Origin of the sequence: Pragia fontium (assembly GCF_900638655.1) — a bacterium.
In the GTDB taxonomy this organism is placed as follows: Bacteria; Pseudomonadota; Gammaproteobacteria; order Enterobacterales; family Enterobacteriaceae; genus Pragia; species Pragia fontium.
In genome coordinates this window covers 1,401,010-1,425,207 of sequence record NZ_LR134531.1, presented here as the reverse complement: position 1 = coordinate 1,425,207, position 24,198 = coordinate 1,401,010, and the positions used below count along the sequence as shown (strand labels likewise).

Genomic DNA, 24,198 nt, shown 5'->3' with positions numbered 1-24,198 from the left:
CCGAGGAGTATACGTGCGACATCCAATCGTAACAGCAATGCTAGCTATGGCAGTTCTTATCACTGCCGGATGCGGATTTAACTTGCGCGGCACCACCAGTGTGCCGTACGAACTGCAAACGCTGATGTTAGACAGTCCCGACCCTTATGGCCCTTTAACCCGGGCCGTCCGTAGCCAGTTACGTCAGAATGGGGTAACTATTGCTGACGACGCGGCGCGTCAGGATATCCCTTCCCTGCGTCTGGCCGGAGAATCAGCCGGTCAGGATACGGTTTCTATCTTCCAGAACGGTACCACTGCTGAATATCAAATGGTGATGCAGGCCAATGCCCAAGTGATGATTCCCGGCAAAGGTATTTACCCTATTCAAGCAAAAGTCTTCCGTTCATTCTTTGATAACCCGTTAACAGCGCTGGCTAAAGATGCCGAGCAGGATATGATTCGTCAGGAAATGAGAGAGCAGCTTGCTCAGCAGTTGGTGCGTAAGCTGGTAACCGTTCAAACTACCGAACAACCTCAATCAGAATCAGACGTGAAGCTAAAGCCCGTTGACGCTGATGCACCGGTTCGATGATTCGACTCTACCCTGAACAACTCACTGCGCAGCTCCATGAAGGTCTGCGCAGTTGTTATTTACTCTTCGGCAATGAACCACTGTTGCTGGAAGAAAGTCAGGATGCTATTCGCCGGGCGGCTTCCGCCCAGCAATTTAGCGAAAGCTTTAGTTATGAATTAACCGCTCAGACGGACTGGGAAAACATTTTTACCGAGTGCCAGTCCCTTAGTCTGTTCTCAAGCCGCAAAATATTTATTCTCCACTTTCCGGAAAATGGCGCTAATGCCGCCATCGGAGAGCAGTTAACTCAACTCGGTGCGCTGATTAACCCCGACATTCTACTTATTCTGCGCGGTCCAAAACTCACCAAAGGTCAGGAAAACAGCGGCTGGTTTAAAGCATTGGGAGAGCATGGCGTATACGTTAGCTGTTTAACGCCGGAACAAGCTCATCTTCCTCGCTGGGTCGCTCAGCGTGCTAAATCAATTAAGCTCAGCATTGATGACGCCGCCATACAGCTTTTATGCTATTGCTATGAAGGCAACCTGCTCGCCCTTGCCCAAGCCCTTGAACGTCTGTCCCTGCTCTATCCCGATGGTAAACTCACGTTACCCCGCGTAGAGCAAGCGGTAAGCGATGCCGCTCACTTCACTCCTTATCACTGGATTGATGCTATTTTAAGTGGAAAAACCAAGCGAGCCTTCCATATTCTTCACCAGCTGCGTCTGGAAGATACTGAATCGCTGATTCTCATCCGTACCCTACAGCGGGAATTACTGCAATTACTGCATTTGCATCGAAAAATGCAGCATACGCCGCTGAGAACGCTATTCGATCAGCAAAAGATATGGCAAAATCGACGCCCTCTGTTAACACAAACTTTACAGCGTTTAACCGCTGCTCAATTAACTCAGGCCGTGGCCTTATTAACCCAGCTTGAATTAACGGTTAAACAAGATTTCGGACAATCTATTTGGGATGGTCTGGAAAGTCTTATGATGCTGCTGTGCGGCAAACCTTTATCTGAGGCGCGTTAAGATGTTGGATCGGTTAGAAAGCAGTGAAACCATTCATGCCTTGTTTGGCGGTACGTTTGATCCTATCCACTATGGGCACTTAAAGCCGGTGGAAGCACTCGCGCATGAAATCGGTCTCCAGCATATTACCCTGCTACCTAATCACGTCCCCCCTCACCGCCCTCAGCCTGAGGCTAACGTTCAACAACGCTTACAAATGGTTGAGTTAGCCATTGCCGGAAATCCACTGTTCTCGGTGGATGAACGAGAATTACACCGCACCGCACCTTCCTACACTATCGATACACTGGAAGAAATTCGTCGGGAAAAAGGGGAAAATCTCCCGTTAGCTTTTATCATCGGTCAAGACTCCCTGTTAACGCTACACTACTGGCATCGTTGGCAGTCCCTGCTTGACTATTGCCATCTGCTGGTCTGCGCCCGCCCGGGTTATGCGGATACGCTAGACACCCCGGAACTGGAAAGCTGGCTGGCAGCCCATCGCACTACGGATGCCAATATTTTAAAACAGCAACCAAACGGCTTAATCTATTTGGCCCATACGCCATTACTGGACATTTCAGCCACCGATATTCGCCAACGTAAGCGAGATGGTCTGAGCCTTGACGATCTTCTGCCACCGACGGTACAGCGTTATATCAAGCAGCAGGGTTTATACCGTTAAAGCCGGAAGCGTGCTATCATTCAACATTAATTTAAAAACATAAATTCAATATTTCAGCATAACTTAGTGACGGTGACGCTCTCATTTCACCAACGCTGGAATGCAATATGATATTTTTTGTATGAAGACATTTTTGTCAGGAGGGGAACCTTTGCAAGGCCGTGAGCTCCAATCATTTGTTATTGATAAAATTGAAGACCTGAAAGGTCAGGACATCGTCAGCATTGACGTTAGCAACACTTCAAGCATTACAGATTGCATGATCATTTGCACTGGTACATCCAGCAAACACGTGCAGTCTATCGCCAACCATGTTGCTCAATCAGCCCGCCTTGCTGGCATATTACCCTTAGGCGTTGAAGGCGAAGTTGCTGGAGACTGGGTCGTGGTCGATTTAGATGATGTCATGATTCATGTTTTGCAGGAAGACAGCCGTCGGCTATATGAACTTGAAAAGCTTTGGAGCTAATGGGTGAAACTGCAACTAATCGCAGTTGGCACCAAAATGCCCGACTGGGTGCAAAGCGGATTTAACGACTATATCCGTCGCTTCCCAAAAGATATGCCTTTTGAGCTGACAGAAATCGCCGCGGGTAAACGCGGTAAAAATGCAGACATCAAGCGTATTCTGGAAAAAGAAGGGGAACTTATGTTGGCTGCGGTAGGCAAAGGCAACCGAATTGTCACTCTGGATATTCCCGGTAAACCTTGGGAAACGCCTCAGTTAGCCCAACAATTAGAGTTCTGGAAACAAGATGGTCGTGATGTAAGTTTGCTGATTGGCGGGCCGGAAGGATTAGCACCAGCCTGTAAAGATGCCGCAGAACAAAGCTGGTCGCTATCACCATTGACCTTACCTCATCCGTTGGTAAGAGTTCTGGTAGCCGAAAGCCTGTATCGAGCATGGAGCATCACGACAAATCATCCCTATCACCGTGAATAGCAAATTGAATGAAATAGTCTTAGGATGAAAAAAGAACCTAATGCCTTCCGTGACCACACGGCAGAATCAGCGCTGTTTCTACGCCGTGCATTGGTTGCCGCCATTGTCGTCGTCATAGCTATTGCTATTCTTATTGCTAATCTTTATAACCTGCAAATTAAACGATTTGAAGACTATCAGACGCGTTCCAACGATAATCGCATCAAATTGGTGCCTATCGCCCCAAGCCGCGGCCTGATTTACGATCGTAACGGCATTGTGCTGGCAGAAAACCGTACCATTTATCAATTAGAATTGGTGCCGGAAAAAATCAGTAATCTAAAAGATGCTATTCAGCAATTGCGTTCTATTGTTGACCTCAATGACGATGATATTGCCAGTTTTGAAAAAGAGCGTAAAAATTCACGCCGCTTCACCCCGATAGCGTTAAAAACCAAGCTTACCGAACTGCAAATCGCTCATTTTGCCGTTAACCAATACCGTTTTCCGGGAATAGAAATCAAAGGCTATCAGCGCCGTTATTATCCCTACGGTTCAGCCCTGACTCATGTTGTCGGCTATGTTTCTAAAATTAACACCCAAGATTTAGAACGCTTATCGGCCAACGATCAACTACAAAATTATTCAGCGACCCACGATATCGGTAAACAGGGTATTGAAAAATACTATGAAGAAGTTCTACACGGTAAGCCTGGGTACGAAGAAGTCGAAGTTAACAGCCGTGGTCGGGTCATTCGCCAACTGAATGAGCAACCGCCGCAGGCTGGTAAAGATATCTATCTGACGGTTGATTTGAAATTACAGCAGTATATTGAAGAGCTACTGGGTAGCCGCCGGGCGGCGGTGGTCGTTAGCGATCCAAGGGATGGTGGTATTCTGGCCATGGTTTCCAGCCCAAGCTATGACCCCAATATGTTTGTTGATGGCATTGCTTATACTGACTACCAAAAATTATTACAAGATCCCGATCGGCCACTGATTAACCGGGCGACACAAGGCACCTATCCTCCGGCATCAACGGTAAAACCTTATATTGCCGTGGCGGCATTGACTGAAGGTGTTATTTCCAAGAAAACTACCCTCTACGATCCGGGCTGGTGGCAATTACCCAATACCGACAAACGTTATCGTGACTGGAAGCGTTCCGGCCATGGTCAGTTAGACATCACTCGCTCTTTAGAAGAGTCGGCGGATACCTTCTTCTATCAGGTTGCCTACGATATGGGTATCGACCGTTTATCCAGCTGGATGAGAAAATTTGGCTATGGTGAATATAGCGGTATTGATATTGCAGAAGAGTATCCGGGCGTAATGCCAACGCGCGAATGGAAAATGAAGCGCCATAAAAAACAATGGTATCAAGGGGATACTATCCCTGTTGGTATTGGACAAGGCTACTGGACTGCGACCCCGATTCAAATGTCAAAATCGCTGGTTACGTTAATTAATGATGGGTTAGTTAAAACCCCTCATCTACTTAATGCGACTAAAATTAACGGTAAGCTGATTCCCTATCAGCAAGAAGAAAATATCCATATTGGTGATATCCACTCCGGCTATTGGGAGATCGCCAAAGATGGCATGTATGGCGTAGTGTCCAGACCAAACGGTACTGCTCGCCGCATATTTGCCGGCACGCCTTATAAAGCCGCTGGTAAATCAGGTACCGCACAAGTATTTGGTTTGAAGAAAAATGAAGTATATAACGCTAAAAAGATATCTGAACACCTGCGGGACCATGCCCTGTTTGTTGGTTTCGCGCCGTATGATAATCCTAAAGTGGCAGTTTCAATGATTCTGGAAAACGGCGGTGGAGGTGGCGGTAATGCCGGCCCAATTGTACGCCGAATTCTCGACCATATTTTGTTGGACGATCAGAATACTGTAATGCCGGAACTTAATGCGTTACCTAATCAGGGTGACTGACAGTGACAGATAAATAGCGAATGAGCGATAACAAAAAACCCACAATTTGGACCAAAATCCATATTGACCCCATCATGGTATTCTTCTTACTGCTGCTGTTGGCCTACAGCTTTTTTGTACTGTGGAGCGCCAGCGGGCAGGATATTGATATGATGGAGCGTAAGGTCAGCCAAACCGTTATTGGCCTGACTATCATGCTGGTTATGGCGCAAATACCGCCCCGTGTCTATGAAAACTGGGCGCCTTATCTGTATGTTTTCTGCGTTATCCTATTAATTTTAGTCGATGTTTTTGGTCAGATAAGTAAAGGGGCTCAGCGTTGGCTGGACTTAGGCTTTGTTCGCTTTCAACCGTCTGAAATTGCAAAAATTGCAGTTCCACTGATGGTTGCCCGTTATATTAACCGTGACTCCTGTCCCCCTTCGCTGAAAAATACCGGTATTGCTCTGGTGCTGATTTTCTTCCCGACCTTCTTGGTTGCTGCTCAGCCCGATCTTGGTACCTCGATTTTAGTTGCTGCCTCAGGATTATTTATCCTGTTTTTAGCGGGTATGAGCTGGCGGTTGATTCTGGTGGCGCTACTCGCACTAGCCGCATTTATTCCTATACTGTGGTTCTTTCTGATGCATGACTATCAACGTGGCCGAGTCATGATGCTGTTGGATCCTGAGACTGATCCGCTAGGTGCTGGCTACCATATTATTCAGTCTAAAATTGCTATCGGTTCAGGTGGACTGTGGGGAAAAGGATGGTTGCATGGCACCCAGTCACAATTAGAGTTTCTACCTGAACGCCACACCGATTTCATCTTTGCCGTGCTCGCCGAAGAGCTTGGACTGGTAGGCGTACTGGTATTGCTAGCGCTTTATCTGTGCGTCATCATCCGCGGTTTTGTACTCGCAGCACATGCCCAAACCAGTTTTGGCCGGGTATTAATTGGCGGTATTGTGATGATTCTCTGTGTGTATGTTTTTGTCAATATCGGTATGGTGAGTGGAATTTTGCCGGTAGTTGGCGTACCGTTACCGTTTATCAGCTACGGCGGTTCCGCCTTAATTGTGCTAATGGCTGGATTGGGTATTATCATGTCAATACATACCCACAGAAAATTACTTTCGAAAAACGTCTGAGGATTGCTTGAATGCGTAAACAGTGGCTATGGATAAGTATTATGGGGCTATTGCTGACAGCCTGTGAATCAACGCCGCCGCCAATGACTACCTTACCGCCACTCCCTCAAACCGGGCCGGCAACAGAAGTCAGTGGTGTGGAACCGCGCTATGAACCTTACAATGTTGGCACCTTAAAAGACTATAAAGTTAACGGTAAAAACTACCGTATCGTTACTCAACCAGAGAACTTCAGCGAAATTGGTCTGGCGACTTGGTATGGCAAAGAGTTACACGGCAATAGAACCGCTAGCGGTGAAATTTTTGATGCTAACGAACTGACGGCAGCCCATCCGACTTTACCTCTTCCCAGCTATGTGCGGGTAACAAACCTGAGTAACGGGCGGCAGTTAATCGTCAGAGTGAATGACCGCGGTCCTTTCACTAAAGGGCGTATCATTGACCTTTCTAAAGCAGCAGCAGAACGCCTGAATGTCACCAATCAAACCAAAGTTCGTCTGGATGTTATTGTCGTTGCGCCAAACGGTACGCTCTCCGGCCCCGGTACTATCGGCTCTACGGTTGCTAAACGAAGCTATAATTTGCCCGATAGACCAACCATCGGCTCACCGACGATGTTGAATGCTGCTCCAGCCAACGCATCTCAGCTTAGTGCTCAGCAGGATGAACCCGTGAATATTCCGGCTCAACCAGATAATAATTTAACCCTGTCGTCTCCTACGGCTAATGACCATTCACTCATTCTGAATGCACCACAATCAGAGAAAGTAAATGTGCCAGCCGCGCAGCAAACCGCAACCACGATCCCGACTCCATCGCCGGATAATCAATCGTTGACGCTAAATGCGCCGCAGCAAGGTGATAAAGTCAATATCCCTGCGGCACCCAACTCAACGGTAACCGTTCCTGCGCCGCTCAATGCCGATAATGCCCAAACCGCATCCTCAGCAAGTGCAAGCTATATGGTTCAAGTCAGCGCAGTAAACGATCGTCAACGAGCTGTAGATTTACAAACGAAATTAAGCAGTCAGTTGAATGTGCCGGGAAAAGTCTCCAGCGCTGGCGCGCTTTATCGTATCCAGCTTGGGCCATTTAGCACCAGACAGCAAGCACAGGAGTTACAACAGCGTTTATCAGGCCAGGGACAGCCAAACAGCTTTATTATGACGACATCGTTATAACTGTCGTTACGATAGGAATAAATTTCAACGGTATCTGACATATTTTACAATACATCTCAGATACCCCTAAGCTCGCCACCTGCTATACTGTGGCTGTTATTAACTTTTTACGGATATTGTTGTCCCGCTTATGAAACAGACTCTTTCCTCAAAAACGTTCAGTCATACCCTGCTTAAAAGCCTAACTTTGGGTGCTTTAATCGCTTTAGGAAGCACATCGGTCGTTAGCGCTGATGATGTAAATCTAACCACGATTATTCCTGCGGTTCCTCAAATTGACGCTGAAGCCTACATCCTGATTGATTACAACTCAGGTAAGGTCTTGGCAGAAATGAATGCCGATGCGCGCCGGGATCCGGCCAGCCTAACTAAAATGATGACCAGCTATGTCATCGGGCAAAGCATTAAGGCAGGAAAGATCAGTCTAAATGACAACGTGAATATCAGCAAAGAGGCATGGGCCACTGGAAACCCTGTATTCAAAGGCTCATCACTGATGTTCTTACAGCCTGGGATGCAAGTTAAAGTCTCTGACCTGAACCGTGGCATCATCATTCAATCAGGTAATGATGCCTGTGTTGCGATGGCTGAGCACGTTGCCGGTAGTCAGGATGCTTTCGTTAACATTATGAATAACTACGTTAACGCGCTAGGCCTGAAAAATACCCATTTTCAAACGGCTCATGGCTTAGATGCTGAGGGTCAATATAGTTCAGCTCGCGATATGGCGCTGATTGGTCAAGCATTGATTCGTGACGTTCCAGAAGAATACTTGGTCTATAAAGAAAAAGAGTACTATTTTAATAATATCAAACAACCTAACCGTAACGGTCTCCTGTGGGACACCAGCCTGAACGTTGACGGTATTAAAACTGGCCACACCTCTGCGGCAGGTTACAATCTGGTTGCCTCGGCGACCGAAGGTAATATGCGTCTGATCTCGGTGGTGATGGGCGGACGTACTTTTAAAGGCCGTGAAGCCGAAAGTAAAAAGCTATTAACCTGGGGCTTCCGCTTCTTTGAAACAGTGACACCACTACAGGTAGGAAAAGAGTTTGCCTCTGAGCCAGTATGGTTTGGTGATACCGATCGTGTACAGTTGGGCGTTGACCAAAATGCCTCTTTAACCATTCCACGCGGTCGTTTGAACGATCTCAAAGCCAGCTACACCCTGACCAATAGCGAAATTAATGCTCCATTGGTGAAAGGGCAAGCCGTTGGAACAATTAACTTCCAACTGGATGGTAAAACTATCGAACAACGCCCATTAGTGGTGTTAAATGAAGTGAAAGAAGGTGGTTTCTTCAGCCGTATGGTTGACCATATCAAACTGATGTTCCATCGCTGGTTTGGTTAATCACCCTTGAAAAATAATTTTCTGGCCCCATATAGTCAATAAGCCCAAAATTGCTATAGCTCCCTTTACTCAGGGAGCTATACTTTTTATAGGCAATATTATTTTTTAATTTTGTTGGAGTAACCATGAAAACTAAACTGAACGAACTACTCGAGTTCCCATGCTCTTTTACTTATAAAGTGATGGGCCAGGCGAAACCTGAGTTAGTTGACCAAGTAGTGGAAGTGGTACAACGCCATGCGCCCGGTGACTATAACCCACAGGTTAAGACTAGCAGCAAAGGTAACTACCACTCCGTTTCAATCACGATTAATGCAACGCATATCGATCAGGTTGAGACCTTATATGAAGAGTTGGGTAATATCGAAATCGTACGCATGGTGCTGTAATTAGCACCAGCAAAAGGTTATACCCTGAAAAACCGGATAGTCTCCCTATCCGGTTTTTTCTTATATTAAGGTCAACGCTTTCCCTCTCGCAGATAAATATGTAAAACCCTGTAACCAAATCCAACCCACCTGATTAATTTATATGTTAAACAAATAGTTACCTGAAAAACTCCACAATGAACAACAATGGCAGATTTAGCCCCTCAGAACTATTCTTGAGATCAGAGCGGCAAATGTTGGTTCTGTTGATGGTAAATCAAAGGGGGATATTGCTATGGAAGTTCAACCCTATCTGTTTTTCAACGGTAACTGTGAAGAAGCGTTGGAATTTTACCAACGAAGTATCGGTGCAGAAGTTACGGTACTGATGCGCTACTGCGAGTCTCCTGATGCCTTAACCATTCCTGTACCCGACGAATGGCAGGATAAAATTTTGCATGCCAATATTACTGTCGGACAATCTCAGTTTATGGCCTCAGATGGTCAGTGTGATAAAAATCATGCATCATTCAGTGGATTTAGTCTGTCCTTACATGCGGAAAGTAAAGTTGAAGCCGAACGACTCTTTCGCTCACTGTCAGCCGGTGGCAAAATCAATTTGCCTTTTCAACGCACCTTCTGGTCAAGTGGGTTCGGTATGTTGACTGACCGTTTCGGCGTCGGCTGGATGGTAATGAGCGATACTGATACCTAATCACCCTATTCCAGATACACTATTTTCATCCATTATCACTGCCTTCAGTTTTGGAGGCAGTGATAGCGATGACTTTAATAGATTGAATATGCCGATTTCATCTGGTGGTCTGGTAAAACGGTGAGTATAATGCTTACACCATTTCCGTAACGTTATGATGACCTACTTGCAACAAGACACCATTATATTACGCCAACTGGGGTTACAGCCCTATCTACCTGTATCCCATGCTATGCATAATTTTACCGATCGCCGTGATAGCAGCACCGCTGATGAACTGTGGTTGGTTCAGCATCCTCGCGTATTTACTCAGGGTCAGGCGGGAAAAGCCGAGCACGTTCTCGCGGCGGGCGATATACCGGTAATTCAGAGCGATCGTGGTGGTCAGGTCACTTATCATGGACCCGGTCAGCAAGTAATGTATGTTATGATCGACCTTAAGCGGAAGAAACTAGGCGTTCGCGAATTGGTCACGGCGATAGAACAAACGGTAATCAATACCCTATCGCGTTTTAATATCAATGCCATAGCTCGACCTGATGCCCCTGGTGTCTACGTTGATGGCAGTAAAATCTGTTCATTAGGTTTGCGAATTCGCAAAGGCTGTTCCTTTCACGGGTTGGCACTAAATATCGATATGGATCTTGAGCCTTTTAACCGCATCAATCCTTGTGGCTACGCCGGAATGCCGATGACACAGGTTAAACAGCTGGCTACAGCAACTAATTTTGACCAAGTTCACCCCGTCCTGGTACAGGAATTCATTCAATTGCTCGGTTATCAGCAACCCGAGCCAGGTTATTGGAATCTTAACGATTATGAGTAAACCAATTCAAATGGAACGCGGCATTAAGTATCGCGATGCAGACAAAATGGCCCTTATTCCAGTGAAGTCGGTAGAAACCGATCGTCAGGAAATGCTTCGCAAGCCTGAATGGATGAAAATAAAGTTACCTGCCGACTCCAGCCGAATTCAGGGTATTAAAGCCGCCATGCGCAAGAATGGACTCCATTCCGTTTGTGAGGAAGCCTCATGCCCTAACCTGGCAGAGTGTTTTAACCACGGCACCGCCACCTTTATGATACTCGGGGCTATTTGTACCCGACGCTGTCCATTTTGCGACGTCGCCCACGGTCGGCCAACGGCGCCGGATGTTAATGAGCCCGAAAAACTGGCCCAAACCATTAAAGATATGGGGCTACGCTATGTGGTGATCACTTCTGTCGATCGTGATGACCTGCGCGACGGTGGTGCTCAGCATTTTGCTGATTGTATTAGCGCGATTCGACAAAAGAATCCGACCATTAAGATTGAAACGCTGGTTCCCGATTTCCGCGGTCGGATGGATCGTGCACTTGATATTCTAACCGCGACCCCACCGGACGTGTTTAATCATAATCTGGAAAATATTCCTCGCCTTTACCGTCAGGTTCGCCCCGGTGCTGACTATAACTGGTCACTGAAACTACTTGAGCGTTTTAAACAAGCACATCCTGACATCCCAACCAAATCGGGTCTAATGGTCGGGTTAGGTGAAACCAATCAGGAAATTATTGAAGTGATGCGCGATCTGCGCGCCCACGGCGTCACCATGCTGACACTGGGTCAATATTTACAGCCAAGTCGTCATCACCTTGCCGTTCAGCGCTATGTCAGTCCAGCTGAATTTGATGAGATGAAAGCGGAAGCTATGGCAATGGGGTTCACCCATGCAGCCTGTGGACCGTTTGTTCGCTCCTCCTACCATGCAGATATGCAGGCGAAAGGCGAAGAAGTCAAATAAACGCCAGAAACAATAAAGGCGTGTTTTTACACGCCTTTGTGATTAATCAGACCAACCCTCAGAGCCAATCTAATTTATCAATTACTTCTTATCTTCTACCTGAGGAGCATGAGCTTCAGTATTCGCTTCTGCTGGCGGGGTATCGTTGTCCATCGCCTTCTTAAATCCTTTAATAGCTGCACCTAAATCACTCCCTAACGAACGAAGCTTATTCGTACCGAATAACAGCACGATCAGTGCACCAATGATCAACAATTTAGTAATGCTTATACCAGCCATGTGAACCTTCTTACTTTATCCGCTGTCGATTAACTCGACGTAATTAACCCTACTATCTTTGTACGATAAATATTATGCAATCACAATTTTTGAAATGTAACAGATTAAAACAGCCGCTGTAATCAGCCTTGAAGACCATACACCACCAGCGACAACAGGATCGTTCCCCATTGAACTAGCATCCAACCAGCGGCCAAATACAGTAACCGACGTGCGCCAGACCAACGAGAAGCCAAACTACGGATATTTTCCCCCTCTCGCCCCCAACACATATTGATCGCCGTATCAAAAACATCACTTTTTTCTGGATATTGATAAAAAATCTGAAACAGACGGCAGTCCAGCCAAAGCCGCCAGCAATAATATTGGCAAACCAATCCAAGCACCACTGCAACAGCCAGTACAACTAATGAATAGCTATTGCTCAATAACATCACCAAAACGAATAACATTGCCATCCCAGACAATGCTGAAAAGTAACGCCAACTGCCCAACGTCGCTATTAATACTTTGCCTGCTACCGGATGCTCTGGCATAACGCTACCTCGATAAATATTGTCTGGCCCATTGTTCCAGCACATCGCCATGAGATTCCCTTAATATTACACCGGGTCTAGCCTGACGAATCACCTCAATAGCCTGAGAAATGTTGGATACTTTATTTTGTTGAAGCAGCCATGCCGCAACCACCGTGGCACTGCGTGACAGCCCAAGAGCGCAATGCACCAGCACATCGCCCTGAGTGTGTAATTGATTGAGTTCCTGAACCGCCCGCTGTAACTCAGCTACGCTTGGCGCTAATAAATCTAGCTGTGGGCAAGCGGCATACGCCAAACTGCCAGTATAACGACTTTTCTGCCACTCCGAAGTCATATCCAGCACCGCTTTCACCTGCAAATTTTTACGTGGATAGCTGCCTAACACAATGCCGGGAACAATTTCATTGTACGGATCGTATTTAGCACTGAAGTGACGGAATGAACACCACGCCCCAATTTGATAAGGTGCCAATAAGATGCGTGCCGAGGGAGATATCTCACCGGAAGGGGTTTTCTGGAAAATCGAATCACCTAAACCACAATAGCCTAACGCCACCATAAATAAAGCGAAAGCTGGCCAGAGCAGCAGCCAAGAGCCACCGCCTAAAGCAACGGCTAGCGTGACTAATACCAGCGTTGCCGTCGCATAGTAAACAGCTAAACGCCGGGAAAACGGATCCTCACTTGGCTGCCAACGCCAGCGAGACGCAATCGGTAAAGCATAGCTAATTACCACACCAACAAATAATCCACTGACCACATCAATAAAATGATGCTGCCAAGTGGTTAACACCGAAAGACCAATTAAGGCAAACCAGCTATGCAATAACCAGCGCCATTTTGCCGCAACGTGAGGATAAAAACGCAGCCACAGTAGCCAAAGCAAAATAATATGCAATGACGGCGCCTGATTATAGGGTAGATCAAACATCTCTAACTGCTGAAACAGCCAGCCGAAAGCCCCATCACTCACCGGACGAACAAAACTAAAGCGTAAAGGAATCAGTAAAAAACCCACACAGGCCACTGCGGAAGCGAATACTAATCGGCAACCGTGTATCGTTAATTCACGGCGAGTCGTACATATAAACAACGAAATGCCATACAGTAAATCGATACTCCAATAAGGCACTATCGTCCACGGTAAAAATGGAATAGAAGACTCCCAGCTAAAAACCAATATGCCGATATCATCACGCGTAGCGGTAAACTGGTTGACCTGCCCATAGGTCAGAAAAAAATAGGGAGCCAAAAAAAGTAACCAGATAAAGCCCCGCAGCCAAATCTGGCGGCGGGAGTCTGGCGTTGGTGGTAAGTGATTATTCATCCGACGTACTCAATCCATAAGGTGCCGTTATTCAGCACCTATCGCCAATACTCTAATAAGCCTATTTTACTCTTTCAGCAATGGATACGCTGAAAATTCCCCAATCATCAATTAACTGCACCCTTTTCACAAAGCCGGCGCGTTCAACCATGCTATCCATCTCTCCTTGCGTACGGCGGCGCATCACCCAAGGCTTACCACTTTGATGACTGGTGAGTGAACGGGCTATCATTTCCAACTGCGGATGCCATGGCTGTCCGGTATACACTAATATCCCGCCAACCGGAATGGCATCCGCCAGCCCCATTAACGAAGCCTGAACGCCTTCATTTTCAGGAAATAGCTCATACAGACCAGAAACAATACCTAACGTCGGGTTGGGATTAATCTCTGCCAGACTTTGACGATCGAAAGCATTACCCACCACAAAATCCGCTTTATCGGATAGATGACGTTCAGCAATCATTTTCTTACCCTGCTCAACGTTCAGTTCACTGTAGTCACGTAATAAAATTGACTCAATATCCTGAGCATCCCCGATAGCGTCTAATACATAGCGACCATGCCCTGCGGCAATATCAACAATACGCACTGGCATATCACGATCTTTCAGTTCCTGAATAGCCTGACGAATTAACGTTTCAATATTGACCTTACGCTGACGAATACCGCGCCAGCCAATGCTATTCAGATACTGTTTATCAACAAAACGGCCAAAAGCATTGTTACCTTCAGGACGATTACGATAAACATAATCCAGCGTACTGCCTGAATCGAAGCCGGTTTCAAAACCAACGCTGACTCCTTTTGATGCTTTGCCCAGCGTAGCCATGCCGTGGGTTAGCCCCTGATAGTAATAACGTTTGATTGAATAATGAGGTAATGGCGCTTGCAGTTCCCGGAATTCATCCGCAGTAAAACTCCAGCGATCTTCCTCAGAATAATCATGGCGTACCGGGGGTATAGCAAACAGCTTATCAATAAAGGCACGTATTTTTTCAAACGCGATATGTCGATGTTCTTCACCTAACGTATCGTGATAAAAACCACCCAATACATGCTTTTCTTTAATCGGCGTATTTAAACCCGCGTAAAACTGATGCTGGGGCTGATGATGCACAACATAATCATCACCCGAAATCAGCAGTTGAGTTGGTATCGTAATCGCCGAAGCATCCGCCACAATACGTTCAGAGGTTTTATACAGTTCCAGCAGAATATTGACCGCAATAGCGCGCGTAATCAGCGGATCTTGATTAAAAGACTCTATTCTCTGCCGATCGTGGGTCAGATATTTACCTTTCACATAGGAATTAACGTAAAACAGACCGCGAAACTTCTGCATTAATCCTAGTCCTGTACGAGCAAACGGCACATACAGTTTCACTTTAAAGGCCGGTGAAGCCAGAATCAGACCACGAATTTTCGGTGCATAATCATGCGCCCAGGTTGCAGCCAATACCGCGCCAACACTTTGGGCGATGACAATGACATTTTCCATGGGTACGCCGCTTTGTTCTGAGACATAGCGAACAAACTCATCGACATCCCTAACGGAAGTCCCCAGACTCGGGCTGTATCCCCTTGCTCCCGATGTTTTACCATGCCCGCGAGCATCCCAAGCGTACATCGGCACATCGGGCATATTGAGCTCATCGACAATATGCTGCAATCGTCCGGAATGTTCATGTCCGCGATGGAAAAGTACGATCACTTTATCCGCTACGCCCTCTCTCTGAGGCCAACAGCGATAAAACAGCTCCGTTCCATCAGACGTTGTAAACCCATTCTCCGTGGCGATACGTGGTTCAGCTAAACTCATTGCTCTCTCCCTAGTGCACTATTTTGCAGCGACTCAAACCGCTGCTGTATATCCGATATAAATGCTGTTTTGTCTGAACGGCAATAAACCGGCTCATCAACATGCACATCGATAAAAAATGGAACAGGAATCCACTGCCCTTTTCCCATTGCCCGGCCTAATCCATGCATAAACACCGGCATGACCGGCACGTCTGGAAACTTTTGGCACAAAAACCATAGCCCGGATTTGAATTCAGATAGCCGTTCAGGCTCACCCCGCGTTCCCTCTGGAAACAGAATCAATATTTTTCCTTGCTGCAATGCCTGAGCACAGCCAGCCAGTGGATCATTCTGCTGGGCATTACCGCCACGGATCACCGGAATAATGCCCACCACTCGGGTAGCAAACCAAGCTAAAAAACGATTTTTCAAAAAGTAGTCGGCTGCCGCTGCTGGCTGCACATTGTGTACCATCGATAATGGAAACAGCGTTAACAAGGTGAGTAAATCCAGATGGCTATTATGATTCGCAATAATAATTGCCGGTCCTTTATGCGGCAGGCGTTTGCGGTTAACCACTGAAACACCTAACCACGCTAAAACCACCGGATAAGCCACCAATATGACAAACAGCAAACGTAACAGTCGGTTCATCCCGCCTTCTCCAATCGATTAGTAATGCAGATAATACAGCACATGGAAAAACAACGGCGCGGTATAGATGAGGGAATCCAATCGGTCGAGAATACCACCGTGACCCGGTAGTAGCTTCCCGGAATCTTTGACCCCGATATCGCGTTTCACTGCCGACATCACCACATCACCAATAAAGCCCGCGACACCAATCAGCAAACCAACCAAGATTGACTCCCAACCGTTAAGCGGCGTCAAAATACCGCCTAACAACCAAGCTAAAAACATGGTGGTAGCAACGCCGCCAAGTAATCCCTCTAACGTTTTGTTGGGGCTCACTTTCGGAATCACTTTAATCCGGCCAAACGACTTACCCCAAAGATATTGGGCAATATCGTTACACTCCGTCAGGACAACCAAAAAAATCACCAGCAGTGGACCGGTTTCCGGCGCGGAGTCAGGCAGCACAGTTAAATAAGCCACATGACTAATGGCAAACACCGTAGTCATTACCCCCCAATGCAACATGGCGGCCGAATGCAAAAACGATTTGTTATCACCAATCAGCACCATTCGCATCGGGAGAAACAGAAAGACATAAACCGGAATAAACACCAAAAACATGCTATACCACTCAATACCAATAAAATAATACTGAATCGGAATAGCAATATAGGCCCATAACAGAGGCATATGGTCAGAACGGCGGGTTGGGATAAGCGTGAGATACTCTTTAAGTGCCAGAAAACTGATAATGGCAAAAATGGTGAGTGAAATAGCCCTTGGCGTGGAAATCGCCAGCGCAAACACAATCACAATCCACCACCAAGTCGTAATCCGTTGGCGTAATTCCGTCCAGTCTTTATCTGGCGATCTAAGAGATAAAACCCGAATAGTGATACTGGCTACTATCAGCAAAGTAAACATGATCACTAGTGCACGAATTAATATCGGACTCATATAACGACTCCCTGACTATGAGCGAACTTCTGCCAGCGCTCGACGACAGCGATTCAGACAGGTCCATATTAGTAAAACCGATACCAGCCCAAACACCAGCCAGCTCCATTGCTGTAATATCGGCCAGATAAAAATAGCCAGTCCATAAGCGCCAAAAATAAACGCGCGATCGCTTTTGCCCATTGGACCATCATAGCGGCGTGAAGCCCCGATCGTTTGTGCTAAAACACCACAAAATTCGGTAAAAGCGGATAAAAAGACCGCTAATATCACTAACCAAGGCGTGGCCCCTGGTAACAGCATAAAAGGCAAATAGAGCGCGACATCCGACAAAACATCACCGGTTTCATTTAGCAGAGCGCCTAATTTAGATTGTTGATTAAACTCACGCGCCAGCATGCCATCAATCGCATTAAGCGCCATACGAATAAACAGGAAAATGGGCAGAATAAGATACAGTGAAGCAAGAGGAAAAACGGTTAACAGCCCACCAACCAAGATGGATGCCACCAACGCCGCTAATGTGACCTGATTTGCCGTCACACCTGCACGGTATAAGCGTTTTAACAGAGGTCTTAATAAAGCCTGAAACCGAGGTTTAAGATCGTATACAGTCATAATTCCCTGTGAAGCATCAATAATCAAAAATACCTATCACTATAATAGCTTCACGCTACAGCACCCCATTTATCTAATCAACTAAAAACACCCCTTCTTCACTTAACACTTTGGTTTTAATGATAACGTTTACCTACTTAACCGGCTGATATTAGCCAACATGATGGCTAATTACGATCAATTCCTAACACTTCACCGCAACTTCACCGTAATAAATTATTGTTACCGCATAATTCCTTTATCAGAGCACTTTCCCTTATGCCTACTACATCAAACTCCTCATCTCGTTAGCTAATAAAAATCGCCCTTATTAGCATTATTTTTCTCACTTCATGGTTAGTTATTATTCCTAAAAGCTATGGCTATCAACCTCAACAGGGCGATATCATTTTTCAAACCTCTCGCTCATCCCAGAGTCTGGCTATACAACAAGCGACTCATTCTATTTATAGCCATATGGGGATTATTCTGTTTAAAAATAATCAACCTTATGTTTTTGAAGCGTCAAATCGTGTGAAGTTCACGCCATTGGAGGCGTGGATTACGCGAGGTGTCGATGGGAAATTTGTCGCCAAAAGACTAAAAAAAATGCTAACTAATAAGGAAAAGCAGCGAATATGGTCAATTTCACAAAACTACATTAATCGCCCCTACGATCTTACCTTTTCTTGGTCTGATGACCGACAATACTGTTCAGAACTGGTCTGGAAAATCTATTTCAATGCATTGGGTTTAAAGATTGGACAACAACAAAAACTCAGGGAATTTAATTTAACGTCACCAGCAGTAAAGGCCAAACTGACTGAACGCTACGGCACGGCTATCCCTTATAATGAAACGGTTATTTCCCCTAAGTCTATGTTTGACTCACCGTTCTTAACCGTTGTCGGACAAAAATAATTTACTGGCCGTATTGCATTTTATTTTATCCAAGCCTATGATGCGCCCGTTTTTCACTCAATTCACTTTTCAGCGGCAAAGGAGGTATATCATGCAACAACTTGAAATTAGTACCCTTTGCAGGCGTATCCAGGGTTAGTCCTTCCCGTTTTATCCCTCGGCTTCGGCCTGCCAATTCGACTTTTATGTTTTCTCCAATATGGATTGGTATATGGGCAATTTTATTCGTCCTTTATCTGATCGCGTTTCCTATATCGCATCAGATGACACTTGGATCGAAGGTAGTGCGATCCAACAATTAAACACAACGGCAGCGCTGCCGGATATGACCTATGTTGTCGGGATGCCTGATTTGCACCCCGGTCGAGGTTACCCCATTGGCGCGGCATTTTTCTCGGTAAATCGTTTTTATCCGGCTCTGGTTGGCAATGATATAGGCTGCGGAATGAGCCTCTGGCAGACCGGCATTGATGCCAAACGGCTACAGCTGGATAAATTAGAGAAAAAAGTACAGGGAATGGGAGATTTTGCCAAACCAGAATGGCTGGCAGAGCGCCTTGCTCCTGATATGTTACAGCATGAGTTTGCTGGTTCCCTCGGCTCGATCGGCGGCGGTAATCATTTTGCTGAATTACAGCAATTAGATCAGATTTATCATCATGATATAACCGACCAACTTGGTTTGGATAAACATAACCTGTTACTGCTGGTACATAGTGGCTCACGGGGATTAGGTCAGGCAATTTTGCGCCGTCACGTCGATCAATTTAATCATGGTGGCTTAACGGAAAACTCAGCAGATGCTGATGTTTATATGACCGAACACAATCAGGCCCTGCACTTCGCCGAACTGAATCGACAGCTAATTGCACAGCGCTTGCTTGACCAAATAAAAACCGATGGTCAATGCCTGATAGATATTAATCATAATCTGGTTGAACCTTGCCAAATTAGTGGATTGAAAGGTTGGCTACATCGTAAAGGTGCAACGCCATCTAACCGCGGCGCGGTCATTATTCCTGGCTCTCGTGGAGATTATAGTTATCTGGTTATGCCAATCGCCTCAGAGCACAGTCTGTATTCTTTGGCACATGGCGCAGGTAGAAAATGGATGCGTTCTGAATGTAAAAGTCGCTTATCGTCGCGCTTTACGCCATTGCAGCTTAAACGAACCACAATGGGTGGCCGGGTTATCTGTCAGGATCGTCAACTGATTTATGAAGAAGCGCCTGAAGCCTATAAATCTATTAGTAGCGTAATTGACAGCCTGGTCGGAGCCAAACTCATTGTGGTGCTGGCCCGTCTAAAACCGGTTTTAACTTATAAAACCAGCGGAGGAAAAAGCGAATGATACTCTTGCAATTTTCCTCAGCTCAGGGGCCAGATGAATGCTGTCTGGCCGTTAGTAAGGCATTAAAGCAATTGATAAAAGAAGCCAATCTTCTTGGTATTGAAGTTAATTGCCTGGAATCAGAACCCGCCAGATTACCTGATGGACTACGTTCCGCTTTAGTGTCTCTTAATGGGCATGGAGCAGAAGCACTGGCTGAACGCTGGTGTGGCTCACTACTTTGGGTCTGTAGCAGTCCTTATCGTCCAAACTATAAGCGAAAAAATTGGTTTATTGGTATTGCCCGCTTCTCACAGCCAGACCCGGAACTGGAAAGCAAAATTCATTTTGAATCCTTGCGTTCATCAGGCCCCGGTGGACAACACGTTAATAAAACCGACTCAGCTATCCGAGCAACACATGTTGCCACAGGAATAAGTGTAAAAGTGCAGTCGGAGAGAAGTCAGCATGCTAATAAGCGATTAGCAATTTTATTAATTAGTCATCGGCTGGATCAGCTGAAGCAACAAGCCGATGCCGAATTGAAATCAGAACGAAGAATGTTTCATCACCAAATTGAGCGAGGAAATCCCCAACTGATATTTAAAGATATTGGATTTAAAATGATATAACGCTTGGACAATAGCGGGATAAGACGTTATTCCGTTATTGATATGAAAGTAAGTTAATCTAAATATTTCAAAAATAAATCTAAATAAAACTTAGAAAATACTACGCCGTAATAACCATAAAATATCATTACGGCGTAATTATTAGATTAACAACCTAATTGGGACAACGCTGGTTTAAACGCGTCCATTGCAGCTTTACAGCTGTTTTTCAGCGCTTCTTTATCACTCATTTGTTTCCAAGACTCAGTCGCAGCATCCATTTGAGTTTTAAACTGATCGGCCATAGCCTTATTGTCTTTACCCAGTTTGTTCACACAAGTCGTCACTGTAGTTACGTACTCATTACACTCTGCTGGTAAACCATTATCTGCCGCTTTAGCTGGCTCTTTTTCACCACAACCACTTAAAGCTAATAAAGAAAAAGCGACAACAGTAGAAAGAAGAACGCGGGAAGATTTCATTTATTCATTTCCTTGAAATATAATTTAAAATTAAACAACAACTTAGAACAATATTATGATTGTTCGAAAAAATTATAACATCAAATATTTTTATTGAGTAGTTTTAACAATATGATTTAATTAAATCATATAAAGTTAGAAATCTATAAACTATGTTATTTTTCTATAATTCAGAGACAAAAACTAATAAAGAAAAAAACTATAGTTTTAAAAACCAAATACTATCATTAAATATTATCTTTAAATTTTATTACATAATGTAGTGACATACGGATTATCGTTGCCCTGTATTTTTAAAATTCTGTTATTCCTTTCGCACTCCCAATGGTTCACCGGATAAAACAGGTTCCAAACTTTGAATAACTCTGTTTGCTGCTTTGACAAGCGTAAGCGGTAGCGATCCCGCATATAGAAATAGGTTCTGGCGATACTTCCCCTCGCTCTTTCAGGAGGATCGACGCTTTTATTTTTAAAATCAATTTTCATTTGGCACTGCCCGTATTGTGTTGCCGACCCATTCCATTGCCCAAACTGAAAATTCGAACGATCGTAATTAACTTCACCTATTGCGGGCTGCAAATTATGTAAATCCGTTTCCATCACATTATAAATAGGATCTTTACTGCAGTTTTTTCTTCCACCCTTCTGCCAACATAAACGCTGATGACCAAATTGCCAGGCAGGAACAACATGTTCCCACTCGATGCGCTTAGCCCTTACTTCATTCTTCCTTATTTGATAACCACAGCTTTTTAAATCTGGAATCCCCTTTTTACCTAACCATTGGATATTACAGCCACAATAAAACGATCGAGCTTTATTTTGATGAATTTCAATAGCTAGCTGTTTAGCCTTGCTAAAGCTAATCGGTTTAGGGGATGTAGCACCCAATATATGCTCTGGAAAAAAAAATAAACTACAAACAGAAAATAAAAAAATATTACGATTCATATTACCAAAAATCTAAAAAATTTTGATACCACAGCTTAAAGATTAACGGATACCTTCTACCATGACAACACTGAGAACAAAGGAACACCAGATAATACCGGCAACATATAATAAACAACGCAACTATAAACAATGAAAATATATTATACTAATAACAGTCAATTACATTTAATATAATTTCAAATGTTAAATAAATGTCACATTAAAAATGATAATTAACATATGAAAAACCCACTAGTTATCGATAAAAATATAACAAAAAATAAAACTGAAACAACAATCTCAAATTAAGTGTACTAAAGAACATCTATATTTAAATATTATCTATGGTATAACTTACCCATACGTTTTATATTTAATCACACATAAAGAGGTTATGATGTATCCTGATTTTACATTCCAATGCTCAAAGTGTGGCAATGATTCTTTCCGCTCAAGCCATCAGATTAACGCCCTGAATGATATTCATGGTGCCATCTGTTCACGGTGCTATAACCCCGTAGCTCTACGTGATATCACCGAACATAAAATCAGGCGTATCCAACTGATTATACAGAGAAAAATACTTGGCAGCATGACTGTAAGTTGATAGTCCGTATATTTCTAACTACATATTATCACACTCTTACCTGGCCTCATCGATAGAGGCTATTTAATAAGGGGCTAATCTTTAAAATATTATTAACAATGTAACCAACTCATTCTTATGCTAATAAAAATATTAACGCGATATCAAGAAATGAAAAACGATAATTATCGACTCGATTCGATACGGATAGCATCAACGGGTAACATAACGGTATCAAAAATAAAAGAAAACGGCACATCTATATAATACAGACCATCTCCACTATCTGCTTGGCTTAAAGAGTACTTTATTCCTGAATAATATTCATCATGATATCCCCCTTCAAAGCGGCTGGCGAAGCTACCGCACCCAGACAACAATGAACAGAACAAAACAAAAATAGCTATTTTACTATACATCACCAACCCACCTCTAAACTCGCCATACTCTGTTAATCCGAGCGTGATAAATAATGAAATGACTTATTTCAGCAATCCAGCAGTTTTAACTTAAAATGAAAGAGCGCAAAAATAATGGAAATAACTGTGCAATATCAAACCAAAGAAAAGATAAAAAATAGTAATAACACGCATTAAAGCGTATTTTTAATCTAAAAAATACGCTTTAATCTAATAGTCGAGCGATAATAACCTCAGTTACAGTCAACTAATTCACCCGTAACTTCTAGTATGCATAGGTCAGGTTTATTTCTAATACGATAGCAGCCGGTATCATCACACCAGCGCTCTCGGGCATAAGTCGACTCATCAGTTTGTACTTGGCTTCTTGACGATGGCTCTGGACCACGGGAATACATCCGTCGTTCTGAACCTGAAACGACCGAGTTAGAACGCGCTGACTGCGGACGTACGACATAATCATTACCTTGACAGTCAGTAAGAGAAACGGCGCGATGACCAGACGAGTCGGTATATTTTTGGTAGCAGACCTCATAGCTCTCAGCGTGAACAATGGATATACCCAATGCACTGGCTAATCCACCGACCATCAATAACGCCAGCAATTTTTTTCCCATGACCAATACTTCCCTTTTATATCAAATCCCTTACAAGCGGATAATAAATGATTCAGGCTGTCGTTTAAACAACGCCTACCGTCAATAATATTTTATTTAATATCAGGTTATTCAAGCTATCTCAAGCAAGCTTTCACTATGTTAACAAAACAATATTCATTTAAAGGATTAGATGGGGTTAACTTGACTAACTTCATGATGAAATACAAAAGGATCGGATAGTAATTCAAACACTTCATCATCCTGGTAAGTCACTGCAATAGAATAATTATCTCCGGCAAAGGCCTTTATGCTGTCATAGGAATCCCAGTAAGTAACCAGAAAAAAATGCGCCCATCCTTCCTGTATTTCTTGTCGCACAAAAGCCCCTAAATTGCCATTAACTGATTGCGAATGCTGAACTCCCGTCAACTGTAAATGAGCGGCAAATCCATCCCGGTACTTCAGAGGGACACAGCCATGCCAGGTACGAGCAATAATCATGTTTCTCTCGCTATAAA

The 24,198-nt window shown here is 44.5% G+C and carries 29 protein-coding genes; 17 read left to right on the top strand and 12 right to left on the bottom strand.

What is annotated here, in order from left to right:
• Positions 1–13 precede the first annotated feature (13 nt).
• From lptE to lipA, 13 genes are all read left to right on the top strand, one after another.
• On the top strand, positions 14–574 hold the full coding sequence (gene lptE, locus EL341_RS06215; RefSeq protein WP_047780606.1) for an LPS assembly lipoprotein LptE: 561 nt from the start codon (positions 14–16) through the stop codon (positions 572–574).
• A complete protein-coding gene (holA, locus tag EL341_RS06210) occupies positions 571–1,593 on the top strand; it encodes a DNA polymerase III subunit delta (protein ID WP_126467357.1) in 1,023 nt (340 codons plus the stop codon). Before lptE ends, holA begins: the two co-directional genes overlap by 4 nt.
• A gap of 1 nt (position 1,594) precedes the next feature.
• Entirely contained in the window at positions 1,595–2,257 is a 663-nt protein-coding gene (nadD, locus tag EL341_RS06205) for a nicotinate-nucleotide adenylyltransferase (protein WP_074820932.1), read from the top strand.
• A 151-nt stretch (positions 2,258–2,408) separates the two neighbouring features.
• A complete protein-coding gene (gene rsfS, locus EL341_RS06200) occupies positions 2,409–2,726 on the top strand; it encodes a ribosome silencing factor (protein ID WP_047780603.1) in 318 nt (105 codons plus the stop codon).
• Positions 2,727–2,729: 3 nt separating this feature from the next.
• Entirely contained in the window at positions 2,730–3,200 is a 471-nt protein-coding gene (gene rlmH / locus EL341_RS06195; protein ID WP_047780602.1) for a 23S rRNA (pseudouridine(1915)-N(3))-methyltransferase RlmH, read from the top strand.
• Between the two features lie 24 nt (positions 3,201–3,224).
• On the top strand, positions 3,225–5,126 hold the full coding sequence (gene mrdA / locus EL341_RS06190; RefSeq protein ID WP_047780601.1) for a peptidoglycan DD-transpeptidase MrdA: 1,902 nt from the start codon (positions 3,225–3,227) through the stop codon (positions 5,124–5,126).
• A 20-nt stretch (positions 5,127–5,146) separates the two neighbouring features.
• Complete coding sequence (gene mrdB / locus EL341_RS06185) at positions 5,147–6,256, top strand: peptidoglycan glycosyltransferase MrdB (protein WP_047780600.1); 1,110 nt, start codon at positions 5,147–5,149, stop codon at positions 6,254–6,256.
• Positions 6,257–6,267: 11 nt separating this feature from the next.
• A complete protein-coding gene (rlpA, locus tag EL341_RS06180) occupies positions 6,268–7,437 on the top strand; it encodes an endolytic peptidoglycan transglycosylase RlpA (RefSeq protein WP_074820928.1) in 1,170 nt (389 codons plus the stop codon).
• Between the two features lie 130 nt (positions 7,438–7,567).
• Entirely contained in the window at positions 7,568–8,794 is a 1,227-nt protein-coding gene (gene dacA, locus EL341_RS06175) for a D-alanyl-D-alanine carboxypeptidase DacA (RefSeq protein ID WP_047780598.1), read from the top strand.
• Between the two features lie 125 nt (positions 8,795–8,919).
• Positions 8,920–9,183 carry a DUF493 family protein YbeD gene (gene ybeD, locus EL341_RS06170; RefSeq protein WP_074820925.1) on the top strand — a complete coding sequence of 88 codons (264 nt, stop codon included), beginning with the start codon at positions 8,920–8,922 and terminating at the stop codon, positions 9,181–9,183.
• A gap of 274 nt (positions 9,184–9,457) precedes the next feature.
• Positions 9,458–9,877, top strand: coding sequence for a VOC family protein (locus tag EL341_RS06165; protein ID WP_047780596.1), 420 nt, complete (start codon positions 9,458–9,460; stop codon positions 9,875–9,877).
• Between the two features lie 157 nt (positions 9,878–10,034).
• Positions 10,035–10,703, top strand: a complete 669-nt coding sequence (lipB, locus tag EL341_RS06160) for a lipoyl(octanoyl) transferase LipB (protein WP_175474932.1) — start codon at positions 10,035–10,037, stop codon at positions 10,701–10,703.
• Positions 10,696–11,661, top strand: coding sequence for a lipoyl synthase (gene lipA, locus EL341_RS06155; RefSeq protein WP_047780594.1), 966 nt, complete (start codon positions 10,696–10,698; stop codon positions 11,659–11,661). The genes lipB and lipA overlap by 8 nt, the downstream gene beginning before the upstream one ends.
• 81 nt (positions 11,662–11,742) lie before the next feature.
• On the opposite strand, the gene tatA is transcribed toward lipA, so the two are convergent.
• The 7 genes from tatA to EL341_RS06120 all read right to left on the bottom strand — a co-directional run bounded on the left by tatA (position 11,743) and on the right by EL341_RS06120 (position 17,820).
• On the bottom strand, positions 11,743–11,940 hold the full coding sequence (gene tatA, locus EL341_RS06150; RefSeq protein ID WP_047780593.1) for a Sec-independent protein translocase subunit TatA: 198 nt from the start codon (positions 11,938–11,940) through the stop codon (positions 11,743–11,745).
• Between the two features lie 122 nt (positions 11,941–12,062).
• Complete coding sequence (locus tag EL341_RS06145) at positions 12,063–12,527, bottom strand: hypothetical protein (RefSeq protein WP_126467355.1); 465 nt, start codon at positions 12,525–12,527, stop codon at positions 12,063–12,065.
• Positions 12,481–13,806: a phosphatase PAP2/dual specificity phosphatase family protein gene (locus EL341_RS06140; RefSeq protein ID WP_074820919.1), complete on the bottom strand. Its 1,326-nt coding sequence runs from the start codon at positions 13,804–13,806 to the stop codon at positions 12,481–12,483. Before EL341_RS06140 ends, EL341_RS06145 begins: the two co-directional genes overlap by 47 nt.
• Before the next feature lie 61 nt (positions 13,807–13,867).
• The gene (locus EL341_RS06135; protein WP_126467353.1) at positions 13,868–15,628 is read right to left on the bottom strand and encodes a bifunctional alpha/beta hydrolase/class I SAM-dependent methyltransferase; all 1,761 of its coding nucleotides are present in this window, start codon (positions 15,626–15,628) and stop codon (positions 13,868–13,870) included.
• The gene (locus EL341_RS06130) at positions 15,625–16,263 is read right to left on the bottom strand and encodes a lysophospholipid acyltransferase family protein (RefSeq protein WP_047780590.1); all 639 of its coding nucleotides are present in this window, start codon (positions 16,261–16,263) and stop codon (positions 15,625–15,627) included. The genes EL341_RS06135 and EL341_RS06130 overlap by 4 nt, the downstream gene beginning before the upstream one ends.
• Before the next feature lie 18 nt (positions 16,264–16,281).
• Complete coding sequence (locus tag EL341_RS06125) at positions 16,282–17,202, bottom strand: phosphatidate cytidylyltransferase (protein ID WP_047780589.1); 921 nt, start codon at positions 17,200–17,202, stop codon at positions 16,282–16,284.
• Positions 17,203–17,217: 15 nt separating this feature from the next.
• Positions 17,218–17,820 carry a CDP-alcohol phosphatidyltransferase family protein gene (locus EL341_RS06120; protein WP_114986449.1) on the bottom strand — a complete coding sequence of 201 codons (603 nt, stop codon included), beginning with the start codon at positions 17,818–17,820 and terminating at the stop codon, positions 17,218–17,220.
• A 309-nt stretch (positions 17,821–18,129) separates the two neighbouring features.
• On the opposite strand from EL341_RS06120, the gene EL341_RS06115 reads away from it, so the two are divergent.
• From EL341_RS06115 to prfH, 3 genes are all read left to right on the top strand, one after another.
• The gene (locus EL341_RS06115; protein ID WP_232036608.1) at positions 18,130–18,720 is read left to right on the top strand and encodes a YiiX family permuted papain-like enzyme; all 591 of its coding nucleotides are present in this window, start codon (positions 18,130–18,132) and stop codon (positions 18,718–18,720) included.
• Positions 18,721–18,931: 211 nt separating this feature from the next.
• Complete coding sequence (locus tag EL341_RS06110; protein ID WP_074820905.1) at positions 18,932–20,071, top strand: RNA ligase RtcB family protein; 1,140 nt, start codon at positions 18,932–18,934, stop codon at positions 20,069–20,071.
• Complete coding sequence (gene prfH, locus EL341_RS06105) at positions 20,068–20,682, top strand: peptide chain release factor H (RefSeq protein ID WP_074820903.1); 615 nt, start codon at positions 20,068–20,070, stop codon at positions 20,680–20,682. Before EL341_RS06110 ends, prfH begins: the two co-directional genes overlap by 4 nt.
• Positions 20,683–20,828: 146 nt before the next feature.
• Here the strand turns inward: prfH and EL341_RS06100 are convergent, their stop codons facing one another.
• Entirely contained in the window at positions 20,829–21,143 is a 315-nt protein-coding gene (locus tag EL341_RS06100) for a hypothetical protein (protein ID WP_074820899.1), read from the bottom strand.
• Positions 21,144–21,383: 240 nt separating this feature from the next.
• A complete protein-coding gene (gene endA, locus EL341_RS06095; RefSeq protein ID WP_126467349.1) occupies positions 21,384–22,094 on the bottom strand; it encodes a deoxyribonuclease I in 711 nt (236 codons plus the stop codon).
• Positions 22,095–22,470: 376 nt separating this feature from the next.
• Between endA and EL341_RS17835 the strand changes: the two genes are divergently transcribed.
• Entirely contained in the window at positions 22,471–22,683 is a 213-nt protein-coding gene (locus EL341_RS17835) for an ECs_2282 family putative zinc-binding protein (protein WP_412178050.1), read from the top strand.
• Positions 22,684–22,847: 164 nt separating this feature from the next.
• Here the strand turns inward: EL341_RS17835 and EL341_RS06090 are convergent, their stop codons facing one another.
• The 3 genes from EL341_RS06090 to EL341_RS06080 form a co-directional block, all read right to left on the bottom strand.
• Complete coding sequence (locus tag EL341_RS06090; protein ID WP_047780584.1) at positions 22,848–23,081, bottom strand: YceK/YidQ family lipoprotein; 234 nt, start codon at positions 23,079–23,081, stop codon at positions 22,848–22,850.
• Between the two features lie 233 nt (positions 23,082–23,314).
• Positions 23,315–23,698 carry a hypothetical protein gene (locus EL341_RS06085; RefSeq protein ID WP_047780583.1) on the bottom strand — a complete coding sequence of 128 codons (384 nt, stop codon included), beginning with the start codon at positions 23,696–23,698 and terminating at the stop codon, positions 23,315–23,317.
• Between the two features lie 168 nt (positions 23,699–23,866).
• Positions 23,867–24,178: a hypothetical protein gene (locus tag EL341_RS06080; protein ID WP_126468247.1), complete on the bottom strand. Its 312-nt coding sequence runs from the start codon at positions 24,176–24,178 to the stop codon at positions 23,867–23,869.
• Positions 24,179–24,198: the final 20 nt, after the last annotated feature.

Bases quoted from the DNA above. Each gene is read 5' to 3' on its own strand.
- EL341_RS06085 (WP_047780583.1), bottom strand. From the start codon at position 23,698: ATGGGAAAAAAATTGCTGGCGTTATTGATGGTCGGTGGATTAGCCAGT.
- EL341_RS06120 (WP_114986449.1), bottom strand. From the start codon at position 17,820: ATGACTGTATACGATCTTAAACCTCGGTTTCAGGCTTTATTAAGACCT.
- EL341_RS06165 (WP_047780596.1), top strand. From the start codon at position 9,458: ATGGAAGTTCAACCCTATCTGTTTTTCAACGGTAACTGTGAAGAAGCG.
- dacA (WP_047780598.1), top strand. From the start codon at position 7,568: ATGAAACAGACTCTTTCCTCAAAAACGTTCAGTCATACCCTGCTTAAA.
- EL341_RS06125 (WP_047780589.1), bottom strand. From the start codon at position 17,202: ATGAGTCCGATATTAATTCGTGCACTAGTGATCATGTTTACTTTGCTG.
- lipA (WP_047780594.1), top strand. From the start codon at position 10,696: ATGAGTAAACCAATTCAAATGGAACGCGGCATTAAGTATCGCGATGCA.
- EL341_RS06140 (WP_074820919.1), bottom strand. From the start codon at position 13,806: ATGAATAATCACTTACCACCAACGCCAGACTCCCGCCGCCAGATTTGG.
- prfH (WP_074820903.1), top strand. From the start codon at position 20,068: ATGATACTCTTGCAATTTTCCTCAGCTCAGGGGCCAGATGAATGCTGT.
- endA (WP_126467349.1), bottom strand. From the start codon at position 22,094: ATGAATCGTAATATTTTTTTATTTTCTGTTTGTAGTTTATTTTTTTTT.
- mrdA (WP_047780601.1), top strand. From the start codon at position 3,225: ATGAAAAAAGAACCTAATGCCTTCCGTGACCACACGGCAGAATCAGCG.
- mrdB (WP_047780600.1), top strand. From the start codon at position 5,147: ATGAGCGATAACAAAAAACCCACAATTTGGACCAAAATCCATATTGAC.
- EL341_RS06130 (WP_047780590.1), bottom strand. From the start codon at position 16,263: ATGAACCGACTGTTACGTTTGCTGTTTGTCATATTGGTGGCTTATCCG.
- lipB (WP_175474932.1), top strand. From the start codon at position 10,035: ATGACCTACTTGCAACAAGACACCATTATATTACGCCAACTGGGGTTA.
- ybeD (WP_074820925.1), top strand. From the start codon at position 8,920: ATGAAAACTAAACTGAACGAACTACTCGAGTTCCCATGCTCTTTTACT.
- rlpA (WP_074820928.1), top strand. From the start codon at position 6,268: ATGCGTAAACAGTGGCTATGGATAAGTATTATGGGGCTATTGCTGACA.
- EL341_RS06100 (WP_074820899.1), bottom strand. From the start codon at position 21,143: ATGAAATCTTCCCGCGTTCTTCTTTCTACTGTTGTCGCTTTTTCTTTA.
- holA (WP_126467357.1), top strand. From the start codon at position 571: ATGATTCGACTCTACCCTGAACAACTCACTGCGCAGCTCCATGAAGGT.
- EL341_RS06135 (WP_126467353.1), bottom strand. From the start codon at position 15,628: ATGAGTTTAGCTGAACCACGTATCGCCACGGAGAATGGGTTTACAACG.
- nadD (WP_074820932.1), top strand. From the start codon at position 1,595: ATGTTGGATCGGTTAGAAAGCAGTGAAACCATTCATGCCTTGTTTGGC.
- EL341_RS06110 (WP_074820905.1), top strand. From the start codon at position 18,932: ATGGGCAATTTTATTCGTCCTTTATCTGATCGCGTTTCCTATATCGCA.
- EL341_RS17835 (WP_412178050.1), top strand. From the start codon at position 22,471: ATGATGTATCCTGATTTTACATTCCAATGCTCAAAGTGTGGCAATGAT.
- EL341_RS06090 (WP_047780584.1), bottom strand. From the start codon at position 23,081: ATGTATAGTAAAATAGCTATTTTTGTTTTGTTCTGTTCATTGTTGTCT.
- EL341_RS06145 (WP_126467355.1), bottom strand. From the start codon at position 12,527: ATGGCGATGTGCTGGAACAATGGGCCAGACAATATTTATCGAGGTAGC.
- tatA (WP_047780593.1), bottom strand. From the start codon at position 11,940: ATGGCTGGTATAAGCATTACTAAATTGTTGATCATTGGTGCACTGATC.